Origin of the sequence: Nonomuraea spiralis, assembly GCF_014648435.1 — a bacterium.
Classification (GTDB): Bacteria; Actinomycetota; Actinomycetes; order Streptosporangiales; family Streptosporangiaceae; genus Nonomuraea; species Nonomuraea spiralis.
On the sequence record NZ_BMRC01000020.1, the window covers coordinates 122,473 to 142,440 of the forward strand.

Annotated in this window: 22 protein-coding genes; 11 read left to right on the forward strand and 11 right to left on the reverse strand. The window is 69.4% G+C overall.

The features are described 5' to 3' along the window. Window positions 1-143 precede the first annotated feature (143 nt). Both IEZ27_RS37300 and IEZ27_RS37305 read left to right on the forward strand, forming a co-directional pair. Window positions 144-950, forward strand: coding sequence for an alpha/beta fold hydrolase (locus IEZ27_RS37300; protein WP_189651572.1), 807 nt, complete (start codon window positions 144-146; stop codon window positions 948-950). Window positions 951-1,016: 66 nt separating this feature from the next. Continuing rightward, a complete protein-coding gene (locus IEZ27_RS37305) occupies window positions 1,017-2,237 on the forward strand; it encodes an MFS transporter (RefSeq protein WP_229824697.1) in 1,221 nt (406 codons plus the stop codon). Here IEZ27_RS37305 and IEZ27_RS37310 read toward each other — a convergent pair. Then, the gene (locus IEZ27_RS37310; RefSeq protein ID WP_189651574.1) at window positions 2,200-3,171 is read right to left on the reverse strand and encodes a LysR family transcriptional regulator; all 972 of its coding nucleotides are present in this window, start codon (window positions 3,169-3,171) and stop codon (window positions 2,200-2,202) included. The genes IEZ27_RS37305 and IEZ27_RS37310 overlap by 38 nt on opposite strands. Window positions 3,172-3,267: 96 nt before the next feature. On the opposite strand from IEZ27_RS37310, the gene IEZ27_RS37315 reads away from it, so the two are divergent. Beyond that, the gene (locus IEZ27_RS37315; RefSeq protein WP_229824698.1) at window positions 3,268-4,275 is read left to right on the forward strand and encodes a nitrilase family protein; all 1,008 of its coding nucleotides are present in this window, start codon (window positions 3,268-3,270) and stop codon (window positions 4,273-4,275) included. A 475-nt stretch (window positions 4,276-4,750) separates the two neighbouring features. On the opposite strand, the gene IEZ27_RS37320 is transcribed toward IEZ27_RS37315, so the two are convergent. From IEZ27_RS37320 to IEZ27_RS37330, 3 genes are read right to left on the reverse strand one after another with little or no spacing between them, the layout of a single operon-like run. Continuing rightward, window positions 4,751-6,052, reverse strand: coding sequence for an RNA polymerase sigma factor (locus tag IEZ27_RS37320; protein ID WP_229824709.1), 1,302 nt, complete (start codon window positions 6,050-6,052; stop codon window positions 4,751-4,753). Continuing rightward, entirely contained in the window at window positions 6,052-6,423 is a 372-nt protein-coding gene (locus IEZ27_RS37325; protein WP_189651575.1) for a YciI family protein, read from the reverse strand. The genes IEZ27_RS37320 and IEZ27_RS37325 overlap by 1 nt, the downstream gene beginning before the upstream one ends. A 42-nt stretch (window positions 6,424-6,465) precedes the next feature. Next, on the reverse strand, window positions 6,466-7,104 hold the full coding sequence (locus tag IEZ27_RS37330) for a DUF998 domain-containing protein (RefSeq protein WP_189651576.1): 639 nt from the start codon (window positions 7,102-7,104) through the stop codon (window positions 6,466-6,468). Between the two features lie 158 nt (window positions 7,105-7,262). On the opposite strand from IEZ27_RS37330, the gene IEZ27_RS37335 reads away from it, so the two are divergent. The 3 genes from IEZ27_RS37335 to IEZ27_RS37345 all read left to right on the forward strand — a co-directional run bounded on the left by IEZ27_RS37335 (window position 7,263) and on the right by IEZ27_RS37345 (window position 8,983). Then, on the forward strand, window positions 7,263-7,697 hold the full coding sequence (locus tag IEZ27_RS37335; protein WP_189651577.1) for a hypothetical protein: 435 nt from the start codon (window positions 7,263-7,265) through the stop codon (window positions 7,695-7,697). Next, window positions 7,694-8,008 (forward strand): hypothetical protein, encoded by a 315-nt coding sequence (locus IEZ27_RS37340; protein ID WP_189651578.1) that lies wholly within the window; start codon window positions 7,694-7,696, stop codon window positions 8,006-8,008. The genes IEZ27_RS37335 and IEZ27_RS37340 overlap by 4 nt, the downstream gene beginning before the upstream one ends. 345 nt (window positions 8,009-8,353) lie before the next feature. Further along, a complete protein-coding gene (locus tag IEZ27_RS37345) occupies window positions 8,354-8,983 on the forward strand; it encodes a hypothetical protein (RefSeq protein WP_189651579.1) in 630 nt (209 codons plus the stop codon). Between the two features lie 93 nt (window positions 8,984-9,076). Here IEZ27_RS37345 and IEZ27_RS37350 read toward each other — a convergent pair whose 3' ends face one another. Next, window positions 9,077-9,493 (reverse strand): MarR family winged helix-turn-helix transcriptional regulator, encoded by a 417-nt coding sequence (locus tag IEZ27_RS37350; RefSeq protein ID WP_189651580.1) that lies wholly within the window; start codon window positions 9,491-9,493, stop codon window positions 9,077-9,079. Here IEZ27_RS37350 and IEZ27_RS37355 point away from each other — a divergent pair. Both IEZ27_RS37355 and IEZ27_RS37360 read left to right on the forward strand, forming a co-directional pair. Then, window positions 9,437-10,180, forward strand: a complete 744-nt coding sequence (locus IEZ27_RS37355; protein WP_189651581.1) for an SDR family NAD(P)-dependent oxidoreductase — start codon at window positions 9,437-9,439, stop codon at window positions 10,178-10,180. The two genes, IEZ27_RS37350 and IEZ27_RS37355, sit on opposite strands and share 57 nt — an antisense overlap. 488 nt (window positions 10,181-10,668) lie before the next feature. Then, on the forward strand, window positions 10,669-10,998 hold the full coding sequence (locus IEZ27_RS37360) for a hypothetical protein (RefSeq protein WP_189651582.1): 330 nt from the start codon (window positions 10,669-10,671) through the stop codon (window positions 10,996-10,998). Window positions 10,999-11,260: 262 nt separating this feature from the next. Here the strand turns inward: IEZ27_RS37360 and IEZ27_RS37365 are convergent, their stop codons facing one another. Beyond that, window positions 11,261-11,686 (reverse strand): MarR family winged helix-turn-helix transcriptional regulator, encoded by a 426-nt coding sequence (locus IEZ27_RS37365; RefSeq protein ID WP_189651583.1) that lies wholly within the window; start codon window positions 11,684-11,686, stop codon window positions 11,261-11,263. Window positions 11,687-11,739: 53 nt separating this feature from the next. Between IEZ27_RS37365 and IEZ27_RS37370 the strand changes: the two genes are divergently transcribed. Then, complete coding sequence (locus IEZ27_RS37370) at window positions 11,740-12,675, forward strand: MBL fold metallo-hydrolase (RefSeq protein ID WP_229824699.1); 936 nt, start codon at window positions 11,740-11,742, stop codon at window positions 12,673-12,675. 34 nt (window positions 12,676-12,709) lie between these two features. Here the strand turns inward: IEZ27_RS37370 and IEZ27_RS37375 are convergent, their stop codons facing one another. Then, window positions 12,710-14,218, reverse strand: a complete 1,509-nt coding sequence (locus tag IEZ27_RS37375) for an MFS transporter (protein WP_189651584.1) — start codon at window positions 14,216-14,218, stop codon at window positions 12,710-12,712. 91 nt (window positions 14,219-14,309) lie between these two features. Here IEZ27_RS37375 and IEZ27_RS37380 point away from each other — a divergent pair, with 91 nt between their 5' ends. Continuing rightward, complete coding sequence (locus IEZ27_RS37380; RefSeq protein WP_189651585.1) at window positions 14,310-14,657, forward strand: winged helix-turn-helix transcriptional regulator; 348 nt, start codon at window positions 14,310-14,312, stop codon at window positions 14,655-14,657. Window positions 14,658-14,824: 167 nt separating this feature from the next. On the opposite strand, the gene IEZ27_RS37385 is transcribed toward IEZ27_RS37380, so the two are convergent. The 3 genes from IEZ27_RS37385 to IEZ27_RS37395 form a co-directional block, all read right to left on the reverse strand. Beyond that, entirely contained in the window at window positions 14,825-16,246 is a 1,422-nt protein-coding gene (locus IEZ27_RS37385) for a valine--pyruvate transaminase (RefSeq protein WP_308427333.1), read from the reverse strand. A gap of 202 nt (window positions 16,247-16,448) precedes the next feature. Continuing rightward, window positions 16,449-17,738, reverse strand: a complete 1,290-nt coding sequence (locus IEZ27_RS37390) for a DUF11 domain-containing protein (protein WP_189651587.1) — start codon at window positions 17,736-17,738, stop codon at window positions 16,449-16,451. 74 nt (window positions 17,739-17,812) lie between these two features. After that, window positions 17,813-18,073, reverse strand: a complete 261-nt coding sequence (locus IEZ27_RS37395) for a hypothetical protein (RefSeq protein WP_189651588.1) — start codon at window positions 18,071-18,073, stop codon at window positions 17,813-17,815. A gap of 364 nt (window positions 18,074-18,437) precedes the next feature. Here IEZ27_RS37395 and IEZ27_RS37400 point away from each other — a divergent pair, with 364 nt between their 5' ends. Next, window positions 18,438-18,704 carry a DUF3303 domain-containing protein gene (locus IEZ27_RS37400; protein WP_189651589.1) on the forward strand — a complete coding sequence of 89 codons (267 nt, stop codon included), beginning with the start codon at window positions 18,438-18,440 and terminating at the stop codon, window positions 18,702-18,704. Between the two features lie 5 nt (window positions 18,705-18,709). Here IEZ27_RS37400 and IEZ27_RS37405 read toward each other — a convergent pair whose 3' ends face one another. Then, entirely contained in the window at window positions 18,710-19,960 is a 1,251-nt protein-coding gene (locus IEZ27_RS37405; RefSeq protein ID WP_189651590.1) for a cryptochrome/photolyase family protein, read from the reverse strand. Window positions 19,961-19,968: the final 8 nt, after the last annotated feature.

Below are 19,968 nucleotides of genomic sequence, written 5' to 3' on the forward strand. Positions count from 1 at the left end.
TTCGACGGCCTGTACGACGGCGCCAGGCTAGATCGGCGCACTTGACGACCAGGGAACCGTCCGTGACCCGGCCATGCAGAGATCGTCAAGTCTCCGTCCCTACGCTGACCGGCGATCAACCTCTGGTGAAAGGTTCCGCATCCATGACGACAACCCGCCGTACCCTGCTTGCCGGATCGGCCGCGGCCACCGCTGCCGCCCTGCTCGGCGCGCCCGCGGCGCAGGCGCACACCCGGCCGGAGGGCCGGTCCAAGCCGACCGTCGTGCTGGTGCACGGCGCGTTCGCCGACGCCTCCGGCTGGAACGGCGTCGCCGGCCGGCTCGTTCGTGACGGCTATCCGGTCCTCGCTCCGGCGAATCCGTTGCGCGGCGTGGCCGCCGACGCCGCCTACCTGTCCAGCATCCTCGCGACGCTCAGCGGCCCGCTGGTGCTCGTCGCGCACTCCTACGGCGGGATGGTCATCACGAACGCGGCGATCGGCAACGCCGACGTGAAGGCGCTGGTCTACGTCGCCGCGTTCGCCCCCGACAAGGGGGAGACGTTGCTGGGCCTGCAGACGAAGTATCCCGGGAGCAAGCTGGGGGAGACGGCGCTGGACTTCCGTCCCTACGGTGAGGGCCTGGTCGACGGGTACGTCAAGCACGCGGTCTTCCGCGAGGTGTTCGCCGGTGACCTGCCGAGGGCGACCACCGAGCTGATGTGGGCGGGTCAGCGGCCGAGCGACGTACGCGCGTTGCAGGAGCCGTCCGGTGCGCCGGCGTGGAAGGAGATCCCGTCCTGGTACCTGGTGGCCCGGGACGACAAGGTGCTTCCGGCCGCGGCGCAGCGGTTCATGGCGCAGCGGGCCGGCGCACGTGTCACGGAGGTCAATGCCTCACACGTCGCGATGATCTCGCAGCCTGTCGTGACGGCCGACCTCATCAAGCGCGCCGCGCACTCTTCCCTCTAGGCGGAAACCTTGCATCAGCGCGCCTACGAAGGCCAGTGCGCCGCAGAGGAGAGCCGGCGCACCTCCGTGAAGTCGCCCAGCCGCGGTCCGAAGCTGACGCTGTTCGCGCTGGCGCTGGGCACCTTCGCGATCGGTACCGGCGAGTTCGGCAGCAACGGCATCATTCAGCTGTTCGCGTCCGATCTGAACGTGTCGATCCCGGTCGCGACCCACGCGATCACCGCCTACGCCATGGGGGTGGTGATCGGCTCGCCGGCGATCACCCTGCTCGCCGCCCGGGTCAACCGGCGCACGCTGCTGCTCGGCCTGATCGCCCTGTTCCTGATCGGCAACGGGCTGTCCGCGCTGGCGCCGGACATCGTGCTGCTCGTCGTCTTCCGGTTCGTCGCCGGTAGCGTGCAGGGCGCGTTCTTCGGCGCCGGAGCCGTCGTCGCGGCGTACGTGTACGGCCCCGGCAAGGGCGGCAAGGCATTCGCCACCGTCATGGGCGGACTCACCATCGCCACCGTCGTCGGATCGCCGCTCGGCACCTTCGTCGGTCAGAACGCCGGCTGGCGCACCACGTACTGGGTCGTGGTCGCCATCGGCCTGCTCGCCGGCATCGCCCTGGTGACCTGGCTGCCCCGTACCCATGACCTGCACGGCGGCTCCATCACCGGCGAGCTGCAGGCCGTACGCCGGATCAACGTCTGGCTGATGGTCATTGTCGCGGCACTCGGCATCTCCAGCATCTTCGCCGTCTACACCTTCATCGGCCCGTTCATCACCGACGCGGCGCGGCGGGACGCCTCGCTCATCCCGATCGCGCTCGCCGTCTTCGGCCTCGGCATGGCGGCCGGCAACCACCTCGGCGGACGCGTCGCCGACCGGTACGAGAACCGCGGCCTGATCCGGGGCTACAGCGCCGTCCTGGCGCTGCTGGCGTTGATCGGCATGGCCGGCGGCAATCTGTTCGTCCTGCTGCCCTGCCTGTTCGGCGTCGGCGCGACCATGATGTACGCGATCCCCACCATCCAGGTGCGGCTGACCGGCTTCGCGCCGGACGCCCCGACTCTGATGGGCGCGCTCAACCTGGCCGCGCTCAACCTGGCCAACTCGCTGGGCGCGATCGGCGGCGCGATCACCCTCGACGCCGGTTGGGGGACCTTGTCCACCGTCTGGGCCGGGTTCGCCCTCACCAGCGCCGGCCTGCTCCTGTACATCGTGACCGTCGCCCGGGTGAAGCCCGTTCCCCGTTCCGCCGAGCAGCTCAGCTGGAGCGGAACTCCAGCCGGGGACGCGCTCTGACCTCGGACAGGGCGGGCGCGGGCTGGAGGCCGCCGCGGTCGAGGTCGTCCGGTGGTGAGGTCGCACCGCGTTCCAGAACAGCGAGGAAGTTGGCCGTCATGGGCTGAATGCGATCACGGTTCCACACCACGGCGATCCGCCACTCCGCCACCGGATGACGGAGCGGCGTGACGGTGACCGGCGGGGGCGCGATGCGGCCGGCACGGGCCGGGACGAACGCCGCCCCCACCCCGGCCGCCACGAGCGCCAGTACGGTTTGCAGGTCGTCCGCCTCCTGGATGACGTCGGGACGAACCGACAGGGCCCCGCACAGCCGTTCGATCTGCCCGACCAGACCCGGCCCTCTCTCCTTCCGCAATTGCACGAATCTGTGACGAGCGACCCAACCTGGCAGGTCTGACGTGTCCTGCGGCGGCGAGGTGTGCTCGCCGGTCGAGGCGAGGGCGAGGCGATCGGTGTCCAGCACCATGTGCGCCCAGTCGTCCCCCTCGGGCAGCCGGACGAAGCCCACGTCGAGTTCGCCGGTCGCGAGCCGGTCGAACTGCTCCTGGGAGGACATGTCGTCCAGGGTGACGTGCGCGTCGGGATGGCACCGGCGGAAGGCGGCCACGGCGCGCGGGGCCAGATCGATGCTCGACAACCCGAAGCCGACCGACAGGCGCCCGATCTCCCCCGCGGCCGCCCTGGTCATGCGCAAGGCCAGGGCATCGGCGCGCCGTACCAGTTCCTGCGCCTCGGGCAGCAGGATCGCCCCCAGGTCGGTGAGCGTGGCACCGTGCCGCCCGCGGTGGAACAGCCGGCCTCCCACCCGTGCCTCCAGGGACTGGATCTGCTTGGTCAGCGTCGGCTGGGTCACCAGCAGCTTCTGCGCGGCCGAACCGTACGTGCCCAGCTCGGCCACCGTCAGAAAGGCGCGGAGCAACATCAGTTCCATTCCTTGAGTCTATAGAAACCCAAATGGAATTCATTGGACGCATGGAAGGCGTGTGTGGTCACCTGCTGTCGAACCGGCGACGTGAAGGAGTCAACAGTGGAACAAGGTGACGTGGCGGTGCGGGGCGCGACCGTTCAGTTCGAGCCCCGGCCCGACGACAAGAGCTACAACCTGGCCAGGATCGAGCACTACGTACGCGAGGCAGCCGCCGCACACGTGCAGATCCTCGCCTTCCCTGAGATGTGCCTGCTGGGGTACTGGCACCTGCGCCGGCACCCCGCCGACCGCCTCCGCGCGCTGGCTGAGCCGCTGGCCGGGCCATCGATCTCGGCCATCCGGCAACTGGCGGCCGATCACGGCATGGCCATCGGGGCAGGCTTCCTGGAGATCGACGAGCAGGGTCGGCTGTTCAACAGTTACGCCGTGTGCATGCCGGACGGGCACGTGCACTGCCACCGCAAACTGCACGCCTTCGAACACGAGGCGATCAGCAGCGGCGACTCCTACACCGTCTTCGACACGCCTTGGGGCGTACGCGCGGGCGTACTCATCTGCTGGGACAACAACCTGGTCGAGAACGTCCGGGCAAGTGCACTGCTGGGCGCTTCGATACTGCTGGCCCCCCACCAGACCGGCGGCACCGACTCACGCAGCCCCCACGGGATGCGGCCGATCCCCGCGCAGCTCTGGCACGATCGCCACCGCGCCCCGGAGGCGATCGAAACCGCGCTGCGCGGGCCCAGCGGACGCGAGTGGCTGATGCGCTGGCTGCCCGCCCGCGCCCATGACAACGGCCTGTTCCTCCTGTTCAGCAACGGCGTCGGCCAGGACGACGACGAGATCCGCACAGGCAACGCGATGATCATCGACCCCTACGGCCGCATCCTCGCCGAGACTTGGAAGGCGGGTGACGACATGGTGATCGCCGACCTCGACCTCTCCCTGCTGCCGCTGTCGACGGGCCGGCGATGGATCCAGGGACGACGCCCGGAGCTCTACGACATCCTCACCCGCCGCTTCGGAGACGAACGCGAACCTCGCGCCGCCCGATTCGCCACCGATTCGGTGCCGCTTCACCGCGGCCCCCACGAACCGACCGCCTGAGGCACGGACCGGCCTGCCATCGCCCAGACAGCCCGGGATGACGGCACGTAGGAGTCCCAGCCGCTCACCACGAGTCGCCTCTACCCGATGTGACGCCCCGCTCAGGCGTACTCCCGGGATGTAGTCCTGCGGGGAGACGCCGGTCGCCCCGCGCACGATCGTGCGCAACGTCGGCAGGCTGACGCCCGGCCTTCTGGCCTGCTCGGTGAGCGGCGTCCTGGTGAAGGCGTCCTTCTCCAGGCGGGCGAGCAGCGGGTGGCGAGGCCCCGCGTCGCGTCCGGCGAGGACCAGCTCATTTGTGGCACGACCAGCTGCGCACCCCGATTCCTCGGCTCTTGGCTCGAGCGCTACCCGTCACCCGGCCACGCTCAACCCTCGGCGGCCAGCCCCCGCCAGCCTGGTGACGTCACGTTCATGACCGACTACGGCTGGGGCTTGCTCAACGTGTCCGCCCGAACGTGGGAAGGCCGGGCCCTCAGCCCTGGTGGTCGGCCTGGTCGAGAAGGTATCGCTGCTCGATCCGGTTGCCGGTCAGGGAGGCCGCCTCGCGGTACAGCCGTGCCGCGCCGGGCGCGTCGCCGGTCATCGAGAGCAGGTGGGCGCGTACGGCATGTTCGCGTCGCCGGACCAGCGGGTCCTGGTCGAGCCGGAAGCGGCGGTTGAGGTCGTCGAGCAGGGCCAGTCCCCGGGCCGGCCCGTACGCCTTGGTCACGGCTACCACCCGGCTCAGCCGTACCGGCGCGGTGGGGTTGAGCCGTTCGAGCCACAGGTAGAGCGCCGCGATCTGCGGCCAGTCCGTCCGCTCCGGCGACGCGGCCGCGGCGTGGACGGCCGCGATCGCCGCCTGAAGCTGGTAGGGGCCCACCTCGCGGCGGGTCCAGACGCCGTCGATCAGCTCGGTGCCCTCGCCGATGAGGTCGGCGTCCCATCGCGTACGGTCCTGCTCGTCCAGAGGTACCAGCTCGTCGTGGCCACCGGTGCGGGCGGGACGGCGGGCCTCGGTGAGCAGCATCAGCGCGAGCAGGCCGGTGACCTCGGCGTCGGCGGGCACGGAGGCGTGGAGCATGCGGGTCAGCCGGATGGCCTCGCCGGTCAGGTCGACGCGGGCGAGCCGGTCGCCGGCGGAGGCGGTGTAGCCCTCGTTGAAGATCAGGTAGAGCACCTGCATGACGGCGGCCATCCGGCCGTCGCGGCCGAGGTCGGCCGGCGGGGTGAAGCGGGCGCCGGCGCGGGCCAGCTGCTGCTTGGCGCGGCTGATCCGGGTGCCCATGGTGTTCTCGGCGGTCCCGTACGCGTGCGCGATCTCGGCGGTCGTCAGGCCGCCGACGGCCCGCAGCGTGAGCGCGACCTGGGAGGTGGCGCTCAGCGCGGGGTGGCAGCACAGCAGCAGCAGGGCGAGGCTGTCGTCGGTCTCCCGCGCGGGGCCGGGCCGGCGGGCCGGTTCCTGGAGGGCCAGTTCGGCGATGCCGGCCTCCTGCTCGCGCCGGCGCCTGGCCTGGTCGGCGCGGAGCACGTCGACCATCCGCCGGTAGCCGATGCGGATCAGCCAGCTGCGCGGGTTGTCCGGTACGCCCTCGGCCGGCCAGGCGCGGCTCGCGGCCAGGAGCGCCTCCTGCACCGCGTCCTCGGCGACGTCGAAGCGGCCGAAGCGGCGTACCAGCGCGCCGAGCACCTGGGGCGCCTCGACGCGCAGGAGGTGCTCGATCTCGGGGTTCAGGCTGTTCCCGTTGTCCTGCCGGCAGTCCGCTCGCGCCGGGTGCCGCCCGGCTTGGTCGATCACCCGGTGAAGTCCTCGCCCATGATCGGCCGGATCTCGATCGGCTCACCCAGCACCTCGACGATCCGGGAGGCGATCTCCACGGCTCGCTCCTGGCTCGCCACGTCGATCACGGCGAAGCTGGCCAGGACCTCCTTCAGCTCGGCGAACGGCCCGTCGGTCGCCACCACGCCGTCGCCGGACCTGCGGACCGTGGTGCTGACCGCCGGATGGCCGAGCCCCTCGCTGCCGACGAACTCGCCGGTGGCGATCAGTTCCTGCTCGAACCTCTGGTAGGCGGCGAACGCCGCCAGCGCCTCCTCGGACGGGGTGTCGGCGGTGGCGTCGTCCCAGGCGGCCGCGGGGGTGTAGCCGAGCAGCAGGTACTTCATGGTTGATCCTCTGGTCGTACGTCGGTAACAGGCTATGCGAGGTCAGGCGGAGCGGCGCAGGGACAGGGCCAGGACGGTCGTCCAGGTGAAGGCGACCAGGCCGTTGACGGCGATCTGGACGCTCATGTGCTCCGGCGACATGGGCAGCAGCAGGACGAGCGCGGCGGCGCCGTTGCCGACCGCAGCCGGCACCGCGCGGCGGCGGGCACATCGGACGGCCAGCACGATGGCGGCGATGGCCAGCGCCGTGAAGGAGAGGGCGGCCGCGGCCGAGTGCGCCACGCTGTGCCAGGACATCTGCGCCACCGGCCGGTCGGGGGTTCCGGCGGGGAAGCCGTTCTCCGGGTCCATGGTGAACGCGCCGGCCGCGATCATCCCGACCCCGAAGATCCCGACCAGGACGGGCAGCGCCCGGCGGCCGATCCCCTCGGTGAGGGTACGCCCGACACCGGCGGCCAGCGCCAGGCCGCCCACGCCGGCAAGCACGAACGTGATGATCTGGATCCAGCCGAGGCTGCCGGTGGCAAGCTGGCTGATCGGATGGCGGGTGATGTCGAAGCCTTCGCGGGTGAGCATCTGGACGACGGCCGAGGTGAAGAAGACCGGCCCTGCCAGGGCGCCGGCGAGCAGCAGGCGGCCCGACGGGCGGGTGGGAACGTGGGTGGTGGCTGTGGCGGCCATGACTTCCTCCTCGATGGGGTCTTGCCGCTACCTCGTGGCGGGATCCGGTTTCTCGACACCGACAGCGATGTGATCTGAATCACATCCGAGATGTGTCGAGGATCGCGGGCGGCCTCCGAGGTACCGGCGAGCACTGACCAAACCCCAAGGAGGATGAGATGTCCGAGAAGTCGGAGACCCACGAGCCGAGCGCTGCCCTGAAGGCCCTGGACCGCCTGGTCGGCAGCTGGACGATCACCGGCGGCGCCGAGGGAACCGTCCGGTACGAGTGGATGCCCGGCGGCTTCTTCCTGCTCCAGCACGTCGACCTCACCCAGTTCGGCCGGCCCGTCACCGGCCTGGAAGTGATCGGCAATCTGCGCCCGTTCGGCGAGCCGGCCGGGGCGGACGTGGTGTCCCGCTTCTACGACTCGACCGGCAACACGCTCGACTACGTGTACGAGCTGTCCGGCGACAAACTGACTATCTGGGGCGGCGTGAAGGGCGGCCCTGCCTACTACGAAGGCACGTTCAGTGCTGACGGCACCACCGTCACCGGCGCATGGGTCTACCCCGGCGGAGGCGGATACGAATCCACCATGACCCGGATGTGACATCGGGGCTCGCATCGACGAGGCTCACCCACGGAACGGGCGCAACCCCATGGAACGGCCCCGACGTCACCGCGGCGCTGCCGCCGTACAGCGGCTTCCACTGTGACGAAGCCTCGTCGACCACGCCGCCCCCCGGCCCGGACTCCGTGGCCGTCCCGTCGACCACGCCGCCGACCGTGCCGGTCCGGGTGCCGCAGCGCCTGATGTCCGGGTGGCCGGCATGGTCGGGGTTGCGTGCGAGCATCGGCGGGGCCCTCCTCGACGACTCTCCGGGGGCGTCCGGCGCGGGCGGCGACTACGGCGGCGGCTGAGCGGCCGCTGACCGTCGCCGGTCCAGCCCGTCCCGGTTCGGGATCAATCGCAGGGGGAGTCCTTCGCCCTCTGGCCGGATGACTCCACCGCCGGCCGCGAGAGTCGAGGACGGACGGTCATCGTGATGGGGCAGGATTCCGTGTTTCCTGTCCTGTCGCAGCGAAAACTGAGCATTGTCATCGAACGTTGATGACCACTACGGTGTCTCACCGAAGGTTGAGTGACTGCTGGGGCTTGATGTCCGTTGCACCTCACCGACAGCGCGTTCGAGGTCCGCTACGTCGTGGAGGGCGCGGGTTGAATTCACAGGTTGGCGGGAGGCTGTCTTCAAACGATCGTATGCGTTGACCGCGACCATGGCGGCGAGCTGGCTCGTGGTCGTGACCGGACGGTATCTGCTGTGGCTGGAGTACTACGATCGGATCATCGAGCAGCTGATCCTTGGGATCGCGTTCGTCGTGGCCCTGCTTTCCACGTCGTGGTGGGCGCAGAGACTCGTACGCCGCCGTGGTGACATCCGCAGTTACGTCGCGGCCGGTGCGGCGGTCGTCCTGTGCGCCGCCGTTGTGGTGCTGCCCTGGAACGGGATCTTCGGACGTACGTGGTTCGCGGTCCATCACGGCAAGTTCACCGCGCTGGCCCAGCTGGCCAAGGACAGGAAGCTGTCGGCGGACATGCCTTCGGGTGGCTGGGTGCATCTGCCTGATGAGTTCGATGTCCTGCACTTTGATCATCTCAGTACGCAGGATGTGCCGATCGAGCTTCACCCCGGACGTGTTCTCATGATGGGCCTGTCGAACGAGGAAGTGTCGGAGAACATGTTCCTCTACATCTATGACCGGCCTGACGCCGCGCGGGTAAGTCCCTGTGATCTCACCGCGACCACGTTCGACGATTACTGGTGGTGCAGCCGGCTGGGTGACGGCTGGTGGTGGCTGGCGCGCAAGTCGAACTATCCGAAGGCGGACGAATAGGCGCGCGAGGCTGAGCGGGGCCGGTATCGCAACCATGCCGCGACCACGACGCTGAGCCCTGGCAGGGGCACCATGGAATCGATCGGAAAAGGGCTATTCCTCGGCCAGGACGGCTTCCCCGACCGATGCGCGTAGCGTGTCGTTGGCCTGTTCCAGGGCGTTCAGCACGATCTCACGCTGCTCCATGCTCACCTCGCCCAGCGCCTCCTCGGCGAGCTCCGCCCATGCCCGTTCGATTTCCGGCACCAGCTTGTGACCGGCGTCGGTGACCACGACGCGCACCTGACGGCGGTCGGTGGCGACCGGCTCGCGCCGGAACCAGCCGCCGCTCTCCAGGCGGGCGAGGCTGCGGGTGGCGGTCGGCTGCTCGATACCGAGCCGGGCGGCCAGCTGGGAAACCGTCATGCCGTCGCGTTCCTGCGCCAACACCCACAGCAGTACGTCCTGGCAGGGATGCAGTCCGAGCGCCGCGAGTTTGCGTGCCTTGGCGGCGCGGTAGAGCTTGCTCATCTTGTTCAGGTACAAGAGGGAGCCCTGGTCGCCGCCGCCTGGCACCGTAGCGAAGGGCGAGCCCGCAGCCTCGTCGACTCGATCACGCGTACGGGCGGAAGGGCGACCGCGGTCCGGATCGACCAGCGTGACCAGGAGTCGATCCGGACGGCCGTCCACCAGGTGGAGCGCGAACTCGGCGACATCGCGATCCTGATCGCCAACGCCGTGTCATGGCCGACCCGGACACCCGAGACATGGGAGACCCTGACCGACGACTTCGCCGCGAACGTGACCGGGACACTGTCCGTGATCGACGCCGCTCTGCCCGGTATGAGGGCAGCAGGATGGGGACGCGTGGTCATGATCTCATCGGACGTGGTCAGCCAGCCCATGCCCGCAGGCGCGGCCTACCCTGCCGCGAAGGGCGCGCTGGAGACGGCCGCGAGGGTCCTGGCTTCCCGGGAGGCCAAGTACGGCATCCTCACCAACGTGGTCAGGTCGGGCTTCACCCTGACCGAACGGGCACTGACCTATCCAGGATTCGGGCAGGAGGTCGTTGACGCCGAAGCGGCCATGACCCCGACCCGCCGCATCTGCACCCCCCAGGACGTCGCCTCCGCCGTCGCCTATCTCGGCTCGGCGGCGAACGGGCACGTCAACGGAGAGGTCCTCTCCGTCGCAGGCGGACGCCACCTCACCCGCTGAAGGCCAGAAGAACGGGTCCGCAGGGGCGCGCCTCGCCACGCCGGCGACACAGCGACTGATCGGACAAGCTCGGCGAAGGGCTGGACCTGGTGGACCGCCAGATCGGCTCGGCTCCGTCCATGCGCGGAGCCGTGTCGGCGCCGGAGTCGGTCAGGGTGGGGTGGGTGTCGGCCGGTTCGGCGTGCCATATCTGCACAAGATCGGACGTGGCGCCTCCATTGCGTGGATGAAGAAGCAGCCGAGAACAAGTGGACGACAGGCAGGGGCGCTGAGCTTCGTGTTCCTGCTCAGGCCGGAACTGGGGGACGAGCCTGGGCCCGGCGCGATGAACTGGCTCTGACACAACGGGGAGATCCCGGCGACGAAAGGATGTAACCATGCGGCATCGGATCCGAGCAGGCAGGATCAGCATCATGGCGCTAGGCCTGACGGGGCTGCTCATGGCTGCGAGCAGCCCCGCATCGGCCAATGCAATGCTCGTTGGCCAAGTGATCAACAGCTCCTCCTGGGGCATGCACATCACCTACAGCCTCGGGCAGGGCGCTGACCGCTGCGACGTCTGGAACTACAGCGGAGGAACCACGCCTGACTGGGTCTACGCCCCGTGCAAGCAGGTGTCACTCCCGGCGCACAGCACGAGCGACTACAGCAAGGACGCGGACGCCTTCACGTTCAACAACGACGACTACATGCTGAACTTCAAGGGCACACAGTCCTGGAGGACCAAGGGCGTCTGGACGAAGATCAACAGTTGGCAGGCGGCGAAGTGCACCGTCCATGCGGACTTCGGCGTCCCGTACTGCGTCGTGACAGGGTAGCGGAACGACCTGACCGCTGTGATCCTCGGCGGAGGATGCCGGGGCGACAACGGAACGACCCCTGGCGTCGGCGAGATCGCGATCGCACTGATCGGGCAGGTGTCCATCCGAGGGTCGGCCGGATCGCGCCGGCACTGGCGCAGGCGGCGCTCGCGGATCCAGCCGGCGTCGTGGACAGCCGGGCGGTGCCGGCCGGGCTCAACTCGCGCAGCCACCGGGCCGGTCGCATGGCGCGCGACGTACTGAGCCTCCGGGCCGCGGGTCAGCGGACGACGGCACGGACGAGGAGGCGCTGCAGGGCGTCCTGCTCCTCGGAGGTGAGCGGGGCCAGCGGGGAATCGGTGGAGAGCAGCTCCAGGAGGCGCTCGCGCAGTTCGGTGCCCGCGGGCGTCAGGACGAGATGCTTGGCACGGCGGTTGCCGGGGTGTGGATGGCGTTCGAGGTAGCCCTGTTCCTCAAGGCGGTCGGCGACGAAGGTGGCGTTGGAGGGCTCGCAGCTCATCCGTTCGGCGAGCTCGCGCAAGGTCATGGGGCCGGTCAGCTCGCGCATCGCGACGCCTTGGGAGGCGGTCAGGCCGAGGGTGGCCGCGCGGGTGCGGACGTGCGCCTCGATCTGTTTGGCCAGGCCGTTGATCAGCCCACAGAGCTCGCGGTCGGCCTGGGCCTGGGTTTCGTGCTGGTCGGTCACGGCTCAAGTCTAGTACAACTCGAATGATTGCAATTGGAATGGTTCGAGTTGTAATGTTCGAGAGGCGCCGCCGCCCCGGCGGCGCCTCCTTCGAGCACTGGGCAGGCATCATGGCCACGACGACCGCCTTCGACCGCACGCGCCTGAGTCGTGCGCCCCGCGTCCGCTCTCTCCAGCTGGGCGACCTCACGATCACCTACGTCCCGGACGGAGTCGTACGGCTCAAGCCGCGCGGCTGGCTGCCCGCCGCCACCGCCGCCGACTGGGCCGCCTACCGCGACCACCTCGACGACGACGGCTACCTGGTGGCCGGGATCGGCGGCCTGCTGGTCGAGCGGGGCGACCGCGCGCTGCTCATCGACACCGGGTTCGGCCCCGAGTCCCACCCCGACGACCCGGCCAACCCGCTGCTGGGGAAGTTGTACGGCGGCCAACTGCTGGACAACCTGCGGCAGCTGGGCCGTACGCCGGAGCGGATCGAGGCCGTCGCCATCACCCACCTGCATTCCGACCACCTCGGCTGGACCTGGAGCACGGCGCCCGGCGAGGACGCACCACCCTTCGCCCACGCCGCGCATCTCGTCGCGGCGCCTGAGTGGGAGCGGCGCGACCTCGCCGACGAGCCGCGACTCGCCGTCATGGAACCCCGCGTCCGTACGATCGAGGACGGCGAAAGCATCTTCCCCGGCGTCCACGCCTCGTTCGCGCCCGGGCACACCATCGGGCACACCACCTACACCATCACGGGCGGCGACCAGCGGCTCATCGTGTTCGGCGATGCCCTGCACGCGCCGGTACAGGTCACCCACCCCGAATGGTCCTGCGGAATCGACCACGACCCCGCCGAATCCGCCGAGCACCGCCGCCGCCTGGTCGAAGAACTGAGCCGTCCTGACACGATCGGCTATGGCGGCCACTTCGCAGACGTGACCTTCGGACGCGCCAAACCCCGCCCCGACGGCCGGTTCACCTGGACCCCCGTCGCCTGACCGCCTCGTGCGGACATGGCCGAGTTCGGTGAACTCATTTCGCCGACGTCGAGCCGCTTCTTGCCGCCACCGCCCCGGAGGGTTCGCGCGGGTCGCGCAACAGGACCACCGAGACGATGGCGGTCAGCCAGACCAACGCCGCGGCGCCGGCCAGCGTCGCGCTGAGCCCGGAGCGAAATGCCTCGTGCGCCGCCTGGAGCAGCTCGTACGCCTGGGTGGGGGCGAGGGTGGCCGCCACCTCGGCCGCGGCCCCGAGTGATTCCCGCGCCCCGGCGGGCGCGGCGGGCAGCGCCGCGCGGTACACCACGGTGAGAACCGTCCCCAGTACGGCGACCCCGAGCCCCGCGCCCAGCTCGAACGAGGTCTCCTGGATGGCGGCGGCCTCTCCCGCACGCTCCTGGCGGGCCGCCGACATCACCAGATCCGCGCCGAGCGTCATCACCACCCCGGCCGCCGCGCCCGCGACGACCAACGCGGCGAAGACGGCGGGCCCACCCGGCGCCGCCGCGAGCACGGCCAGCGCGCCGCCGAAGATGACGAGCGACGCCGCCACGGCGGACCGCCGCCCCCAACGCCCTGCCAGCCACGGCGCCCCGGCCGCACCCACGGCGTTCGCCGCGGCCAGCGGAGCAAGCGCCAGGCCCGCTTGGAGGGGAGTGAAGCCGTCCACGAGTTGGAATCGCTGGGTGAGGAAGAACAGCAGCGACGTATAACACCCGAAGCAGGACAGGACGCAGATGGTGGCGGCGGTGAACCGGCGGTCGGCGAACAGCGAGAGATCCAGCAGCGGATGAGCGGCACGCCGCTGCCGTACCACGAAGATCACGAGCAGCGCCACGCCCGCGGCCCCGGTCAGGGCCGTCGCGGCGGACGGGTGGTCGCTCACCTGCTTCCCCGCGTAGACCGTCAGCCCGAGGCCGGCAATGGAGAGTGCCGCGTCCGCCGGATTCCACCGGCGCGGCGCGGGGTCCTTGGACTCGGGGATCAGCCAGGCGCCGGCGATCAGCGCGAGGGCCACGAGGGGTACGTTGACCAGGAAGACCGCTCCCCACCACCAGCGCTCCACCAGCGCGCCGCCGAGGACCGGCCCGACGGTGGCGCCCGCGCTGTGCGCCGCGGTCCACACCCCGAGAGCGATCGCCCGCTCGCGGCCGTCGGAGAAGGTCGTCCTGATGATCGCCACCGTGGAGGCCATGATCATCGCGGCGCCGACGCCCAGCAGCACCCGCGCGCCGATGAGCTGCGCGGTCGTGCCGGAGGCCGCCGCGGCGGCGGAGGCGACGCCGAACACGGCGAACCCAGCCAGTACCATCCGTTTCCTGCCGAGCCGGTCGCCCAGTGTTCCGCATGTCACCAGGAGCGCTGCCACCGTGAGCGAGTAGACGTCGACGATCCACAACACCTCGGTCGCGCCGGGCATCAGCTCTTCGGTCAGGCTCGGCAGGGCGACGTTCAGCACGGTCAGGTCGATGCCGACCAGGAACAGACTCGCGCACATCACCGCGAGAACCGCCCACCGGCGAGGTGTGTCGTTCGAACGCATGATCCCAGCCTGGGGAAGGTACTACGGAATCGACAAGTACTGTCTTTCTTGTGACATAGTGCCGATTTGTATACCAATAGAGGTGGCGGAGATGCGAACGGATCTGACGGATAAGCCGGACAACTGCATGGTCGAGGTTGCCATGGAGATCCTCGGGGGTCGCTGGAAGCTGGCGATCGTCTACAAACTGCTCCAGGGCACGCATCGGTTCGGCGAACTCAGACGGGAGATGCACGGCATCACCCCGCGTATGCTCACGCGGCAGCTCCGCGAACTGGAGGAGGACGCGATCGTCGAGCGGATGGTGTACCGGGAGGTGCCGCCGCGGGTCGAGTACTCGCTCACGGAGACGGGCAAAAGCCTGGAGGAGATCGTGTACCTGCTGGACGTGTGGGGCAGGCGGTACCTCGATCGCGCCACGAACCCGCGTAAGGAGTAGGCCACCACCGCCGGCGACGCCACGAAACCGCCACCCTCGTTGCCGCGAGGCGCTGAACTTTCGGCGTCCCGTCGGTCGGCCCGACCGGGACTTGGCGGCGCTTGATCTGGCCCGTCGGCGGATCAGGTAGTCGAATGAAATCAGGCGTACCGCGGGTTCAAGGACCTTTAGGCGGAGTGGCGCAGTTCCAGGAGGCCTTCTGCGATCCTCGCCACACCTTCGGCGATCACGTGTTCGTCCGCGGTGAGGCTGATCCGGAAACACCGCTTGGCGTGGGGCGCCTCTGAGGTCGTCGACATCGGCTTCCCGAAGAAGTGGCGACCGGGTACGACGAAGACCTTCTTGGTTTTCATCAGCCGGTACAGGGCCATGTCATCGAACCAGTCGTGGTCGATCCACAGCCAGCAGAACATCCCGCCCTCTCCCGCGTGCAGCCGCCAGTCGATGGAGTCCGGCAGGAGATCGGCCAACAGGCGTTCCGCGTAGAGGCGGCGGGCCCGGTAGAACGGGCTGATCACCGAGGAGGCGAGCCGGTCCAGCAGCCCTGAGGACAGCGCCCTGGCCGCCACCAGTTGCATGAGCTGCGGAGCATGCAGGACGGAGTTGGCCATGAACGACACCATCGCACGGATGTACCGGGACGGCCCGATCGCGAATCCGATGCGTTCGGCAGGCAGGCCCGCCTTGGACAAGGTGAAGCAGTTGATCAGGTTCTCGTCCCACTGCGGCGCCACTCTGGAGGCGGCGACGCGGGGGAACGGGGTGCCATAGGCGTGGTCGACGATCAGCGGTACGTCACGGCGCCGTGCCACGTCGATCAGCCGGGCGAGCTCGTCGCCGTCGATGCTACGGCCGGTCGGATTGCTCGGGCTGGACAGGAGAAGCATGCCGATCTCGGGGCATCGTTCCAGCGCCTCGAAGTCGAAGGCGTACTGAAAGGACCTGTCGCCGGTCAGCTCGATCTTGGGGGCGATGCCGGTCACGCCGTCGGGGTCCATGGACAACCCCAGGTAGCCGGGATAGTCCGGTGTCATGGGCAGGACCACACGCTGGAACGAGCCGTCGGTGACCTCGCCGGCGAACAGCGCGGTGGCGATGAAGAAGAGCATCTGGCTGCCCGGTCCCACGGCGACGTTGTCCGCCGTGATGCCCCAGCCGTAGCGGGTGTTGAAGTAGGCGACGATCTCGTCGACCAGGGCGGGCATGCCGCGCGAAGGCCCGTACCGGCTGCTCGTCAAGGAGAAATCCTCCGCCACGACCGTTGCGGTCAGGTCCCGCCAGGTGTCCACGACCTCCTTGATCTGGGCGGGGTTGCCGATGCTCAGGTTCAGCCAATCGGCGGCGCCTGCGGCGGTGGAGGTCGCGACGTCCTCCATGATGCTGCGCAAGCCTGACATATCAGACATCTTCTCGCCGCTCTTCGATAACTTCATTCCTGCGTGTCCCTTCTCGGATCCGGCCAGAAACCGGCGTATGGCCCCGGATTCTGGTGGCCAGGTGAGTCCATCGCATCCGCCATCGCCGCACAAGGGGCGGTGGCGACGTGCGCCGGCGGGTTCGTGGCCCTTGTACCGGGCCGTCGGATTCATGGAACCCCCGCCTGAGCTGTGCCTGAGGGGCGTCCCGGAAAGGGTCGTTCGAAGGATGGTGGAGTGTCCGCATGGCGACAGCGCAGGTACGAGGCTCAGTAGCTCTGAACCCGGGGCGATTCACTCGACTTCTGTGCCCTTCACGGTGGAACACGGCAAGGGGCCTCAGGTCACGCCTGAGGCCCCTTGGGGCATGGCTCGGTTACCAGGGTCGTGGTTTGTGCCGTGATTTGTGGAAGACCTTCACGATGGTGCTGTCGGTGCAGTTCATGAGGGCCTCGGACGATTTGCAGTGCCAGGAGACCATGTTGCGCAGGAAGCCGGGCGTGCGGGCGATCACCGTGTAGGTGATCGTGGCCGTCTGCCCTGGGCTCAGATCGCCGGTCCAGACCAGGGTGTCGCCGGAGCGCTGGACGGTTCCCGTCGTGGCCTGGATCGGTCCCGTGAGTGAGCCGTTGTCGAGCACGTCGGTCAGGTCGTCGGTGACGGTGGCGTTGAGGAAGGTCCTGTCGCAGGTGTTGGTGACACGGATGCGATAGTGCACCTGGTCGCCGACGGAGACCTTGGTCCGGTCGGCGGTCTTGTCCACCTTCAGTTTCTCCTTGGGACACGGCTCCGGCGTGGGCGGGACGCCGCACGACTCGGTGTCATAGGAGAGGGTGACCTCGCCGTTGCCCTCGCGGACGCCGGTGTTGTACGTGACTCCGGCGGGACCGAGGCTCGACCCTCCGCCACCGCCGCCGCCGTACATGGTGCTGGCGGAGGAGGAGCCGCCGGCGCCGCCGCCTTGTGCGCCACCGCCACCGCCGCCGCCCGATCCCATGTGCGGGTCGGCGAGGTTGACGGCGCCGTTCCCGCCGGTGCGTCCTTGAGCGTTCCCGCCGGGAAGGCCGGGAAGATCGAAGTCGGCCACGGGCTGCCCGCCTGGGCCGCCGGCGCCGCCGTTGCCGCCCGAGGAGCCGCCGACGCCGGCGCCGGGCTGGTTCGGAGTGTCGCCGTTGGTGCCGTTCTGGCCGCCGTCGCCGCCTTGGCCGTCCGTTCCACCGGCGAAGCTGCCGGCGCCGCCGCCACCGCCGCCGGCGATGATGAGCGGCTGCGTGCCGAGGGTGATCGTCGTCGCGCCGCCTCCGCCACCGCCGTTGGTGCCGTTGCCGGGTGTGAGGTCCTCCTGGAACCCGCCGGGCCGGCCGCCTCCGCCGTAGCCTGCTGCCGCGGGTTCGCCGGTGTCGAGGTTCCCGCCTGTGCCCGCGCCGCCGACGTTGATCGTCAGCTCGTCTCCCGGATTGACCCGTACGGTGCCGCTGACCTCACCGCCTCGCCCGCCGGGAGATCCGTAGACGGCGGTGCCGCCCGCGGCGCCGAAGGCGTCCACGATCAGCTCGCACACTCCTCCTGGGACTGTGAATGTCTGCGGAACTCCGGTGTAGCCGAATGTCTGGCCGCCTTGCGCCGCCTGCGCGACGGTCGGCACGAGTGCCAGCGCTGCGGTCATGGTGGCTCCTACCGCACGGGGAAGCCACTTAGGGTTAGAGAATATCACGATTAGTAACCGTAAGCTGAGGTCGGTCACGATCTATTCGGCCCAAGCCAATGGACTGCCCAAGGTCGTCCCCGTAACGTGCCCTGACGTTGCAGATCCTTTGGCGCCTCGGCGACCTGTGACAACGCGGATGCGAAGGTCTCTTCGCCGGCCACCTCGACGCCGATCGCATCCTGCCGCCAGGGGAAGGACGCTTCGATCGTCAAGATGAGATCGCCCTCTGCCTCGGAGCTCAGCCACTGCAACACGGCGGGACCTGATTCGAGGTGGTCGATCTCGAAGAGCATGGCAGCCGGGCCGCACCGATCGACACCACCGCATGGGCGTGGTCGGCAGAGGGGACAACGGCGTCGAGTGGTGCCGCTCATGCACGCGGTGTGGCGTTCCCCACCGAGCCGGTCGGCGTACCGGTCCAGGTGTTGCCCGGCCGGATGTACCCGCGGGAACACGTACGCCGCCCAGCCGGCCATCGCTGGGATGAAACACGAGCATCAGCCTAGAAATCGGCGGTGTGGCGGCGGTATGCCAGAAGCGTCCTCATAACGCCTTGCCGCTGGGCGGCGGGAAGCCGAGAGAGATCAGCCAGTCAGTCACCGACGCCGATCGGTCGTACGGTGGCGAACGACAAAACCGTCACCCACCGGAGGGCACATGTTGTTCATGGTGATCGAACGATTCCGTCGTCAGGACGCGAAGGCCGTCTATCGGCGATTCCGCGAGAAGGGACGCATGACCGACGAGGGCCTTGTGTTCGTCTCCAGTTGGGTGACGGCCGATCTGGGCCGTTGCTTCCAGCTCATGGAATGTGACGACATCGCACTCCTGCAACGCTGGGTTGCCGAGTGGTCGGACCTCGCCGAGTTCGAAATCGTCCCGGTGGTGTCCGGAGCCGCGACTGCTGCCGTGCTCGATGGCTGATTCGGTCAGAGCATCGGGCGGGGGTAGCCGCTCGGGGGAGTGCTCAGCCGCCACGGCTGATGCATGTGGGCGGCGGGCACGTCGGTGAGCTCGGGGACGTAGCGGCGTACGTACTCACCCGCCGGGTCGAATCGCTGTGCCTGGCGCAGCGGGTTGAAGCCGCGGTTGGGACGCGTGTCGTTGCCGGTGCCGGCGACCCACTGCCAGTTGCCCGAGTTGTTGGCCACGTCGCCGTCGAGGAGGTGCTCGAAGAAGTGCCGGGCGCCGGCGCGCCAGTCGATCCCGAGAACCTTGACCAGGTAGGAGGCCACGATGAGGCGGGCCCGGTTGTGCATCCAGCCCTCGGTGAGGAGCTGGCGCATGCCGGCGTCCACGATGGGGAGTCCGGTCATGCCCTCCCGCCAGGCCTGCAGCGCGTCCTCGTCGTCGCGCCAGCGGTGGCCGCGGGGTCGGTAGTCTTCCCGGTTGATTCGCGGGAAGGCGTAGGTGACCTGGTGGTGGAAGTCGCGCCAGCACAGCTGGCGGAGGAACGCCTCGCCGCCCGCGGCCAGGTGGGCCAGTTCCAGCGGGGACAGGCAGCCGAACCTCAGGTACGGGCTCAGGTGGGAGGTGCGGTCACCGGCCAGATCGTCGTGGCCGTCGGCGTATCCCGGCAGGTCGCGACGGATCCACCGCCGGGCGCGGTCGCGGGCGGCGGTCTCGCCGCCGGGCACGGGTTGCTGCCGGGCCGGGCCCGGCAGCCGCCCGGCGTCGAGGTCTTGGGGCGTCGGCACGCGGTGAGGCGCCGCGAGCACGGGACGATGCCGGTGCCGGCTCCAGGAGCGCCAGTACGGCGTGAAGACCCGGTAGTGATCCCCGCCCCCGGACGGCTTGAGCGTGCCGGGCGGCACCACCGTGACCCCGGGGAAGAGCTGGTACGAGATGCGTTCGCGGGCCAGCCGGTCCTGCCTGTTCCTGGCCAGCAGGCTGACGTCGGCACTGGCGAAGACCGCCTCGGCTCCGGTTCCGCGTACGAGCTTCATGGTCTCGGTCACGACGTCGCCGTGCCGTACGATCAGGTCCCCGCCGCGTGCCTGGAAGGACGCCCGCAGGTCGGCCAGGCACTCCAGCAGGAAGCCGCGGCGGTGGCCGGCGGGGACGGCCTCGTCCAGCACGAACAGGGGGATCACGGCGCGGGCGCCCTCGCAGGCGGCCGTCAGGGCCGGGTGGTCGTGCACCCGCAGGTCCCGGTTGAGCAGGACGATCACCGTATCCATCGACGGCT

Coding starts and splice junctions, on each gene's coding strand:
- IEZ27_RS37300 (WP_189651572.1), top strand. CDS start 144: ATGACGACAACCCGCCGTACCCTGCTTGCCGGATCGGCCGCGGCCACC.
- IEZ27_RS37310 (WP_189651574.1), bottom strand. CDS start 3,171: ATGGAACTGATGTTGCTCCGCGCCTTTCTGACGGTGGCCGAGCTGGGC.
- IEZ27_RS37325 (WP_189651575.1), bottom strand. CDS start 6,423: ATGAAGTACCTGCTGCTCGGCTACACCCCCGCGGCCGCCTGGGACGAC.
- IEZ27_RS37330 (WP_189651576.1), bottom strand. CDS start 7,104: ATGGCCGCCACAGCCACCACCCACGTTCCCACCCGCCCGTCGGGCCGC.
- IEZ27_RS37335 (WP_189651577.1), top strand. CDS start 7,263: ATGTCCGAGAAGTCGGAGACCCACGAGCCGAGCGCTGCCCTGAAGGCC.
- IEZ27_RS37355 (WP_189651581.1), top strand. CDS start 9,437: ATGCAGTCCGAGCGCCGCGAGTTTGCGTGCCTTGGCGGCGCGGTAGAG.
- IEZ27_RS37350 (WP_189651580.1), bottom strand. CDS start 9,493: ATGAGCAAGCTCTACCGCGCCGCCAAGGCACGCAAACTCGCGGCGCTC.
- IEZ27_RS37370 (WP_229824699.1), top strand. CDS start 11,740: ATGTTCGAGAGGCGCCGCCGCCCCGGCGGCGCCTCCTTCGAGCACTGG.
- IEZ27_RS37375 (WP_189651584.1), bottom strand. CDS start 14,218: ATGCGTTCGAACGACACACCTCGCCGGTGGGCGGTTCTCGCGGTGATG.
- IEZ27_RS37380 (WP_189651585.1), top strand. CDS start 14,310: ATGCGAACGGATCTGACGGATAAGCCGGACAACTGCATGGTCGAGGTT.
- IEZ27_RS37385 (WP_308427333.1), bottom strand. CDS start 16,246: ATGAATCCGACGGCCCGGTACAAGGGCCACGAACCCGCCGGCGCACGT.
- IEZ27_RS37390 (WP_189651587.1), bottom strand. CDS start 17,738: ATGACCGCAGCGCTGGCACTCGTGCCGACCGTCGCGCAGGCGGCGCAA.
- IEZ27_RS37395 (WP_189651588.1), bottom strand. CDS start 18,073: ATGCTCTTCGAGATCGACCACCTCGAATCAGGTCCCGCCGTGTTGCAG.
- IEZ27_RS37400 (WP_189651589.1), top strand. CDS start 18,438: ATGTTGTTCATGGTGATCGAACGATTCCGTCGTCAGGACGCGAAGGCC.
- IEZ27_RS37405 (WP_189651590.1), bottom strand. CDS start 19,960: ATGGATACGGTGATCGTCCTGCTCAACCGGGACCTGCGGGTGCACGAC.